At 36.5% G+C, this 8,793-nt stretch carries 8 protein-coding genes; 2 read left to right on the top strand and 6 right to left on the bottom strand.

Going from position 1 to position 8,793, the window contains the following annotated elements; genetic code table 11:
• Positions 1 to 188: 188 nt before the first annotated feature.
• Both ACFIK0_RS04945 and ACFIK0_RS04940 read left to right on the top strand, forming a co-directional pair.
• Positions 189 to 554 (top strand): hypothetical protein, encoded by a 366-nt coding sequence (locus ACFIK0_RS04945; protein WP_273791326.1) that lies wholly within the window; start codon positions 189 to 191, stop codon positions 552 to 554.
• A 44-nt stretch (positions 555 to 598) separates the two neighbouring features.
• Positions 599 to 1,048 carry a hypothetical protein gene (locus ACFIK0_RS04940; protein WP_375663607.1) on the top strand — a complete coding sequence of 150 codons (450 nt, stop codon included), beginning with the start codon at positions 599 to 601 and terminating at the stop codon, positions 1,046 to 1,048.
• A gap of 1,071 nt (positions 1,049 to 2,119) precedes the next feature.
• Here ACFIK0_RS04940 and ACFIK0_RS04935 read toward each other — a convergent pair.
• From ACFIK0_RS04935 to ACFIK0_RS04910, 6 genes are all read right to left on the bottom strand, one after another.
• The gene (locus ACFIK0_RS04935) at positions 2,120 to 2,881 is read right to left on the bottom strand and encodes a DUF4167 domain-containing protein (protein WP_375663606.1); all 762 of its coding nucleotides are present in this window, start codon (positions 2,879 to 2,881) and stop codon (positions 2,120 to 2,122) included.
• Between the two features lie 1,689 nt (positions 2,882 to 4,570).
• On the bottom strand, positions 4,571 to 5,014 hold the full coding sequence (locus ACFIK0_RS04930; protein ID WP_273791315.1) for a hypothetical protein: 444 nt from the start codon (positions 5,012 to 5,014) through the stop codon (positions 4,571 to 4,573).
• A 920-nt stretch (positions 5,015 to 5,934) separates the two neighbouring features.
• Complete coding sequence (locus tag ACFIK0_RS04925; protein ID WP_375663605.1) at positions 5,935 to 6,732, bottom strand: hypothetical protein; 798 nt, start codon at positions 6,730 to 6,732, stop codon at positions 5,935 to 5,937.
• Between the two features lie 90 nt (positions 6,733 to 6,822).
• Positions 6,823 to 7,149, bottom strand: a complete 327-nt coding sequence (locus tag ACFIK0_RS04920; protein WP_273791313.1) for a hypothetical protein — start codon at positions 7,147 to 7,149, stop codon at positions 6,823 to 6,825.
• A 698-nt stretch (positions 7,150 to 7,847) separates the two neighbouring features.
• Positions 7,848 to 8,213, bottom strand: a complete 366-nt coding sequence (locus ACFIK0_RS04915; protein WP_273791312.1) for a hypothetical protein — start codon at positions 8,211 to 8,213, stop codon at positions 7,848 to 7,850.
• Positions 8,214 to 8,351: 138 nt separating this feature from the next.
• Complete coding sequence (locus ACFIK0_RS04910) at positions 8,352 to 8,639, bottom strand: hypothetical protein (RefSeq protein ID WP_273791311.1); 288 nt, start codon at positions 8,637 to 8,639, stop codon at positions 8,352 to 8,354.
• Positions 8,640 to 8,793: the final 154 nt, after the last annotated feature.

Raw genomic sequence — 8,793 nt, 5'->3', positions numbered from 1 at the left:
AAACCCATCTCAAAGGGGAAAACCCATCTCAAAGGGGAAAACCCATCTCAAAGGGGAAAACCCATCTCAAAGGGGAAAACCCATCTCAAAGGGGAACTAAAAAACTTTGAAAGCGTTTAACAGTGAAGAAGCCCCTAGGCTGACAAATTGGAGTCCGCTCTGTCAACCTCTCATTTGGAAAATAATTGATGAATCCCCTTGTTTTTATCCTCTTATTAGTTTCATGTACAGATGATTTTAATAGTTGCTATTCGAACAATACAATGGTTAAAATCTATCCAACGGCTCAAGCTTGTGAACAAGCCATGGTACCGTCCACAAAAAAGTTTGCACTTTATGGACAACAAATTTTTGCCCAATGTATAAACGTACATGCAAATTTGCATCAACAAGAAGTAAACTTGATCTGGTCTGTAACAAACCATGGAAATTTTCTTCTTAAAAGCCAAAACGTAAAGGACAAGGTGTCTACAGTCCACAAAGAAGATATTTTACCAACATCGCTTCCTCTTTTGCATTCTTCTTCCACAAACCTCTTGCACAAAAAACTTTAAAAGCATAAACCCATCAGATCTCAAAAAAATAATCAATGAAAGACATGATGGATAATAAGCGAATGCAACCTTCAAAAGACCATCACACAGAGCAAAATTCTCTGCCTCAAGATCTCCCTTTAGACCCTGCCGTAGAACGAGTGAGAAAAAAACTTATGGGTTTAATGATTATTTCCGTTTTAATAACGCTTTTCCTTATTCTAACCGTACTGTTTTTAATTGTTTATAAAGTGATAACAACCGGATCAGCGCCAAAACAAACCGAGTTATCTTTCTCTCCCAGCAAAAACCCACACGTTATCCATCATACGCTCTCTCTACCGGAAAAAACACAGATTTTGTCGCAAAGCCTCTCAGAACACAATATTGTACTGAAAGTTTTAACCCCTGATGGACAAACAAAATTTATGATTTACAATTATCATACCGGTGCTCTAATCGCCGTTCTTTCTGTTGAAACAACAAAAGAGAGTTCGAAGATAATGCCTCATTAAGAAAACTAACATCAATAAGCGCTTAACATAGCATCCTTGAAGATTTAACATTTTCTGCAAGCCGACACTATCACACGCTTTGCCAACTCGTGGGTGTTGCCAACAGCCCTTGGCGCTAGAGAGAGTTCATAAGAGCCATTTTTATTCCTTTCTTATACAAATTTATCCACACGGGCTCTCCCCGTTTGCAACGTGCAAGCGAATGTTTTTTGTTGATTCAACATGGAACAAATTTGGACATGAGAGAATTCTAGGGGCTTAGGGGCTCTCACCTAACATTCAAAACAATGAATTATTATTATAAATCAATGTGATAAGCATTAAATATACACCACACGGGCGACGGCGCGTTTTTTTACTGTATCCCCTCACTTAAATCTTGGAAAAGAAGAAACCTTTCTGTCAACGCATTCCATTTTTAAGAAAACTGACATCACTTGGGAAAAGCTAATAAACGTGCAAGAAATACCTCTTCTTGAGTGCAAAAATTCAACATATTAATTTATAGTGATGATTTATTTTGCATGTCAAATGAGAACCTCAAATACTGTATGATTCTCCCTTTCAAATCTGTTCGTAAGAAACTGAATCAAAATCATTTCTTTACATATCCCAGCAAGGAAATGGATGAATAAAAATACCTCTTATGAATGATCCGGTATCAAAAGAAGAACTGTTGCAACATTGAAAATTAAAGCAATAACGCCCAGCTTACATCTTTTATTAAGCAAAGATAGCCGATGAATTTCACATGATAGAATTCATGAACACCAGCGCGAAATGGGCATGAATACATTGAATAATATTAAATATAAGTGTGAATTAAATAAAACAACGACATTGCGTTCTTCATACAAGAACTGCCTCTTAAAATACACGGATGCGGTTTTCTCTGTATTTCCTCACTTAAATCCCAGCAAAGAGGCAATCTTTTCTGTCAACACCCTTTGTTAAGTCTCAATACTGCCCGTGAAAATCTAAAGAAAGCGCAAGAGGCTTCTTGAGTATATACAATTTACTATCATGATACCAATAACATCACCACAAGCGCTTATACAGCACCTTTCAGGTTTAAACATTTTCCTCTGCCTCAAGATTGACCACTCGGCGACGGCGCGGTTTTCTCTGTATCCCCTCACCTAATCCAGGCAAGGAAGAATCCTCTTTTGTTGCTGTTGATGCATCTCCATTGCTAGAGCTTTCTGCTGTTGTAAGTGAAAGCTCAAGAGATGATTCATCTTGAGTCCGTACAGTACGTCGACGGGGAGAACGACGTGTTTTTTTGACGGGTTCAACATTTTTCTCAGAAAGACTGTGCTCTTGATCTGTTTTTCCATCCGATAGAGCCTCTAAAGCGTTTTCACGCGCATCCCCATTTTGCGCTTTATCATATTGGCCATTGCCATTTTTTTGCGACGACATTTGTAATACATCTGTATCACCCTCGACAGCATCCCTTTTTTCACCATCAAGATTTATTTCACCGCATTCTTGCCCATTGTTTTCATCACGATTTTCGTTTTCATCACCTCGATTTTCATCACGCCGAACCGATTGAGACATTTGCCCAGCTGCTGCTAAAATAATACGCAAATAGTGCTCGGCATGTTGTAAATAATTTTCCGACATAACACGATCGCCTGCACCTTGTGCATCACGCGCAAGGCTTATGTATTTATCAGCAATTTGCTGAGCATTCCCGCGAATTTTAACATCCGGACCGCTACTTTCATAATTGCGAGACAACGGATTAGGACCGCGACGATTATTATTGTTATTACCATTATTGTTATTATTGCGACCGCGTACCCGTCTATTTTGTTGTGGCCTCATCTTTATCCCTTTTTGGAGTGTTTGTCTTATTGTGTGTCTTAATTGACGCTTCCTCATTACATTATCTTTTGATAATGCTGATCATTTTTAACATACGATTATCAAGCTATCCGCGTTTATTTCACTCAAACGAACCCTACTGATATTGATAAAAGCATATATTTTCTTGAAAATCACAAAACAGCAGGGAAATCGTAAATCAAAAATTCCCTTTTTCTCTGTCAAACAGCAGAAATCTAATGATGTTCACGTAAAATGCCAAGTGTTTTTTTTAAAATAAACCATATTTCACTAAAAAAATAATTATCTTGTGGAAAACAAAAAGGAAAACACACACACAACATACCTGACAAAGAAAAAATTCCTGCCAGAGAATATTAGAAGCTTCCTTTTTTGCTCTAAAACCACAGCTCTTAAAAACGCCGATATTCTCTACCCCTCGTGCATTTAAACCACAAGCACTTCCATCCCAACGAGTCACTGCGCGAACCTCTTTATTTTATAAATATAGCCTCTCTTCATCGCTAAAGCAACCCCTTGCGAGCGATAATCCACGATCGCTTCACAAAACCTCTTGATTTTTATAGATAGATTAACACGAAGTATTATTCAAGCCCTATAATCACCAAGAGATCAATCTTCTTTTCCAAATAAGCTAACGATACTATCAATTTCTATTTTAACCCATAGAGTTTTTAAGTTAATCACAGTTTTTATTTATAACAAATTGAGCTTAAAAATAAAATATTTAAATACAAAAAAACATTAAATTATGAAAAAACCGACCAATATATCAAACTTTTTTTAAAAAATCAGTTTCTTCTCAACAAAATACCCTCCTCAAAGCCTATCAATAAGAATGGCCTAACGCATTTCCTCACTTATCTTTTCTGATAAAGTATTTTCTGATAAAGAAAACTAGAATTATAAAACAAGCACATTTGTAAACCCAGCACAGCGTTTTACGCATGAAGAAGCCTTGAATGTTTATAAAAGGAAGTTTTTTTACTCATTTTAGTCATGTCTATTGACTTACCCCCTCAAAGAACGAAGATTCTCGAGTCACACTGGTCTGTCAACAATGAAAATTCTTATAAAATTCGTACAGTGAATTGGTTTATAATGATAATTCATATTTGTTGTGTTGAGTAAGAAAACTTAATACCGTAGGATTTTTCATTTTCTATCTGTTTGCTGTTGAATCAATCTCTTTTTCTTGTATGTTACACGTGGGAAAACCTGCGTGGAGTAAAAACAATAAAAAAGACTTAAAGTACCTCTTATGAACCATCTTTAAGGCTAAAGGGCTGTCGAGAGGCACCATTGGGAGCGAGCAAAGTGTGAGATAGTACCGGCTTACTCTTTTTTAAACCATAAAGATGAACATACTCTATAAATTTTATACATTTTATGAGGATTATACCATTCACCAGACCATTACGAAATGGATTTCCCACACTCGTTATTTCCCTTTAAAAAGCGCAACAAATCCTCCTGAAACTCCACCACGCCCCCTTAAACATTTCAAGGCGGCATCCATACCTTATGTCGCCACACCTTAAATAATAAGAAGTGCGATATAACAAGATAAATAAATCAGGTTGCTATTGGTCTTGAGGCAGATAGTCATTTAAGAGGCTTTTATTTTTTTATAAAAATTCGCTTCCTTTTAACTTTCCGTATAAAAACTTAAAAGTAATTGCGCCTTTTGCCTGTTTTATTTTCTTTTTCATTGAGAAAACAGTCTCGTAAGAGAAAATAATTTCCATCCCCAGGACGGACCATCGTCAAACATTGTTTTTTAGCACTATCAGAAAGCTTATCCCACATTTCACGAATAGCAAAATAGGCCTCACTTTCCAAATTAAGACAATGCTGATAAACTTCTCTTTTCATATCGGGCATAACGGAAGCAGAAATTTCCTTGCAATATACGCGCAGATCAAAAACAGGAATAACCAATTCAACGGGTGCTTGTTGTGTTACTTTTTTATGAGAAGAAAAATAACTAACCACCTTAGCAACAACAAAACACAAAAACACTATACAAAAAAGTATTATGCAAACAAAAGCAATCTTGCGATATAATCTTTTGAAATAAGCCTTTTGTCTTGCTCGGATTCTTTTTTCCATAAAGATTGTACCCTTTAACATCCCAAGAGAAGCTTTTACAGCAAAAAATGATAGAAGTATTTGTGTATACAATACAGGTTATAGCAACAAACGATCAAGACTCTTATGTCAAAAGCCCCTCTTTTTTTATCGTATAATTTTTATCGTATAAAATTCTTGTAAAATACTTTTCTCATGCCCTTTATGAAAAAATAGGGCTGATGATTTTCTTTCACCACCTTAAAAGACGAAGATTCTTCATCCATGCGGCTTTATAAACAATTCGTCTTCTTTAAGATACATCACATTGATTTATAAAGAGTATTTATTGTTTTTTCATATTGAATGAGAGATCCGAACATCGCAGGATTCTCTCATCCTAAATTTGTTTTCTGTTGAAACGATCAAAACCATGTCGCTTGCAAGTTACAAGCGGAGCTGGCATGTGGATTAAAAACTGTACAAAAAAGGCATATGCCTCTTATGAAGCGTCTCACGAACCAAGGCTGTCGTAATATTGGGAGCGAGCAAATACAATGATGGTGCGGGCTTGCCTCTACATAAGCGTAAAGATGGGAGGGCTCAATGGATTTACCGTTATTCACCACACAAACACTTCATATATAAAATCTTACACGCCTTCTATCACCGCACTCTCAAAAGGCAGCACGACAACAAGATAAGAAATTATTGATGTAAAACTCCAAACAAAGAAAAGAACGGACTTTCTAATCGAGATCAACAAATACTGTTAAATCAACGCTTCCATTTTTGATGATGTCACACCTATGCTTTATAGCACCCCTATCACACTTCATAATACCGAAAAATTTTCTCTGCCCTACGCACTATGCGCATCAGAACCAATCAAATAAAACAGAAATGCGCTATCTCCCTACTTTTTTGTTTTTGATTAAATAGCAAGATATAGCTGTAATTCTTTAAAGAGCTTCATACCATAGATTCATTTTATACATAATATCATCAACAGAATGTTTGTATGTGCTGCAGGAAGAATCCCCAGAACGCTCCATATGACCACTGGATGAAGAGCTATTACAGGATTCTACAAGAAATGCCAGTGACATTGGAGATAACGCATCCTCGCTATCAGAATAATAAGCTGATAAAAAAGTGTAATCTTGTGAAGGAAGTGTCCCCGAATTTACTTGTGATGGAGCGGCAACAAAAAGAGAATTAAAGGTTCTAGGACCAATGACAATATCACCATTCGCTTGCTGCATAATACTTCTTGCAGAGTATATATGATTTGTATTGATTGCCCCCAGCGAAGCCCATTCATCCTGCCATAAATATGCATAATAAAGATCCATAACTTGTTCATGTTGAACAACGTTGTCAGCAGACATGGCTGTATCAAAGAGTGAGTTAGGAACATAATAAAAATTTATATCTGGAATAATTTCATATAGCCAGTACGTTTCATCAGGATTATTAGCAATCTGTTGCCGCGCCATTCTGTAAACTGCATCCATACTTGCAGTTGTAGACACAAATGCTGAAGTCTGTTGAGCAATAGAGTGCCCAGTTACATGATGTATGATATCCTGATCATCCCCCCAAGGGGCAAAACCTCCTCCAAAGAATATAACAGATGGAGAGCGATCATCTATACGGAAAACCATATGGGGAGGATCAATAGCATATGACAGATTTACATCTGAAAAGAAAAAAAATAAAACTGTCACTAAAAATACTGAGAATGCTCTTTGAAACATTTTTATACCTTTGATATACACTCCATATTTTATACCTGTAACCTCTTGAAGCGTTACAGATATAAAAAGGGAGAAAAACCCCTATTGATCTTATTTTAAAGTGATGGCTAAAACCCTTTTTGCTGGCACATGACCCGCTTCAAAAATAACCATTACTTTTCTGTTCAAAATGACTGCGGTTTTTGCCAAATCCAAAATACTTTTTCCAACAATGTTATCACAGCCCCAAATACCTTTTTGAATGTCTGAAGTAGGGCTGATACCGTATCTGAGCTCTAGGCGACATTGTGCTCCTGCGCTAACGACTTGAACCGAATTGAGATAACCGTTTTGTTCATAAACTCCAGCATGAGAAACACCTGTTGTTAATGCTATCATCACCAAAACAATGGATATTTTTTTCAAAAAACTTTTCATAATTTACCTCTTTTAAATTTATTGCAACGGACATGAAATGCATCCCCATGCAATCTAATGGATATTTTTAGCCTCCTCGCCTCCTTAAAGACGAGAATTTTGACCAGCTTTAGCCCGTGATAAGGCTGCCTCATCTCAGTCTATTCTGACCCCTACCCCGCTGTTGCACGATTTATTTTACAGGCTCTACAGCAAAGCCTTCCCTTATTGGTGCCGCGTGAATGATGACTTATTCACACAACAAAACATCGCATGCACAAGCTCTATCATTGGCAATACTACCACTGAAAATGTCTGCCATTGTTAATGTACGTGCATTCTACGGATTCAAAATGTGTCTATGATTTATTGCCTATCGCAAGCGGCATACTGTCAACAAAGACAATTAAGACAAGTATTTACAGCCTCACTACGCTTAAAATCTTTCTAACACCAAACGCTAGAATGAAATTGCCATCTAAGCTCAAACGACGATTGATGCAAAATTACTCAGTTTAAAATAGAAAAAACTGTAGTTGAATATCTTAAGATAGATCCTCAATACCGATCACTCATGAATTCTGTAAAACATGAACGATTATACTCTGAGTAAAAACTGTAAATCAGAAAACTGCTAGGGTTAAAATAACCTTAGTGTAGAAGATTGACCATTTTCCAAGCATCACTTATTTAAGTCACAACGAATACAGATAATACGCTTAATTATCACGCACTCTCAGCCCTCGAATAACATTGATTGGATAGTTACTTCTGTAACAAATATCAACGAATTGCGATGTACTGTAAGCTCTATAGGCCAGCTCAACAATCTCAGGACTTTGAATATGAAATGTTCTTCCTGTAATTTGTGACATTTCTGGCTCTTCTGTAGGCCTCGTTTCCAAAACAGAGAGAATATTTACCCCTTGCAAATTTTTATATGGAATGACAGAAATATTATTGATGATTTGTGATCGAACCATTGTTCCGCCGATATCTGAACAATCATCTGAAATAGTCCTCAAACGTGCAGAAGCTGGTCCAGTAAGACACAAAGCTAAAAATATTAAAATCAATTTTTTCATTATAGAATACCTCTTTTTCATTTTTGGTTGATCAAAAAAATAAATGCTCTATGGACAGGCAAATAACTATCCTGTTCACAACTATCTATCTCACTGCTTTAAAGGAGCTAAATCCCATAGAGACACAAATCGAGATGGTTAATCACCCATCGTTTTACTTTTATCCGCTTCTTCAGCGTCTTGTTTGTGTTTCACATCTTCAAGATCTTTGATAATCGTTTTCAATTGTTGTTCTAAAATATCCAAACGCTGTGTAAGTTGGAGAATATTTTGAGTCTGTATTTTATCAAAACATTGGAGATCTTGACGTGTTTGCTTCAACAGAGCATTCAAAGGAGCATGTCCCATTCTTCCGCTAGCATAAAGAACCACACGAATACATTCCGGATCATCAATATCAGCAATAGAAAATGGAAAAAGTGCCATTATATCCCCCTTTTTGATAAGCTAAACGCGTATTAAGGCATTTGCATCTCTTTTTTCGTTGTACGGCTCTTGCATTTCTCAGAAAACCTCAGAAAACCTCAGAAAACCTCAGAAAACCTCAGAAAACCTCAGAAAACCTCAGAAAACCTCAGAA

Source organism: Bartonella sp. CL63NXGY (assembly GCF_042194905.1).
Classification (GTDB): domain Bacteria; phylum Pseudomonadota; class Alphaproteobacteria; order Rhizobiales; family Rhizobiaceae; genus Bartonella.
Note: the sequence above shows the minus strand (reverse complement) of the source record. Positions and strands in the feature narration are given on the sequence as shown.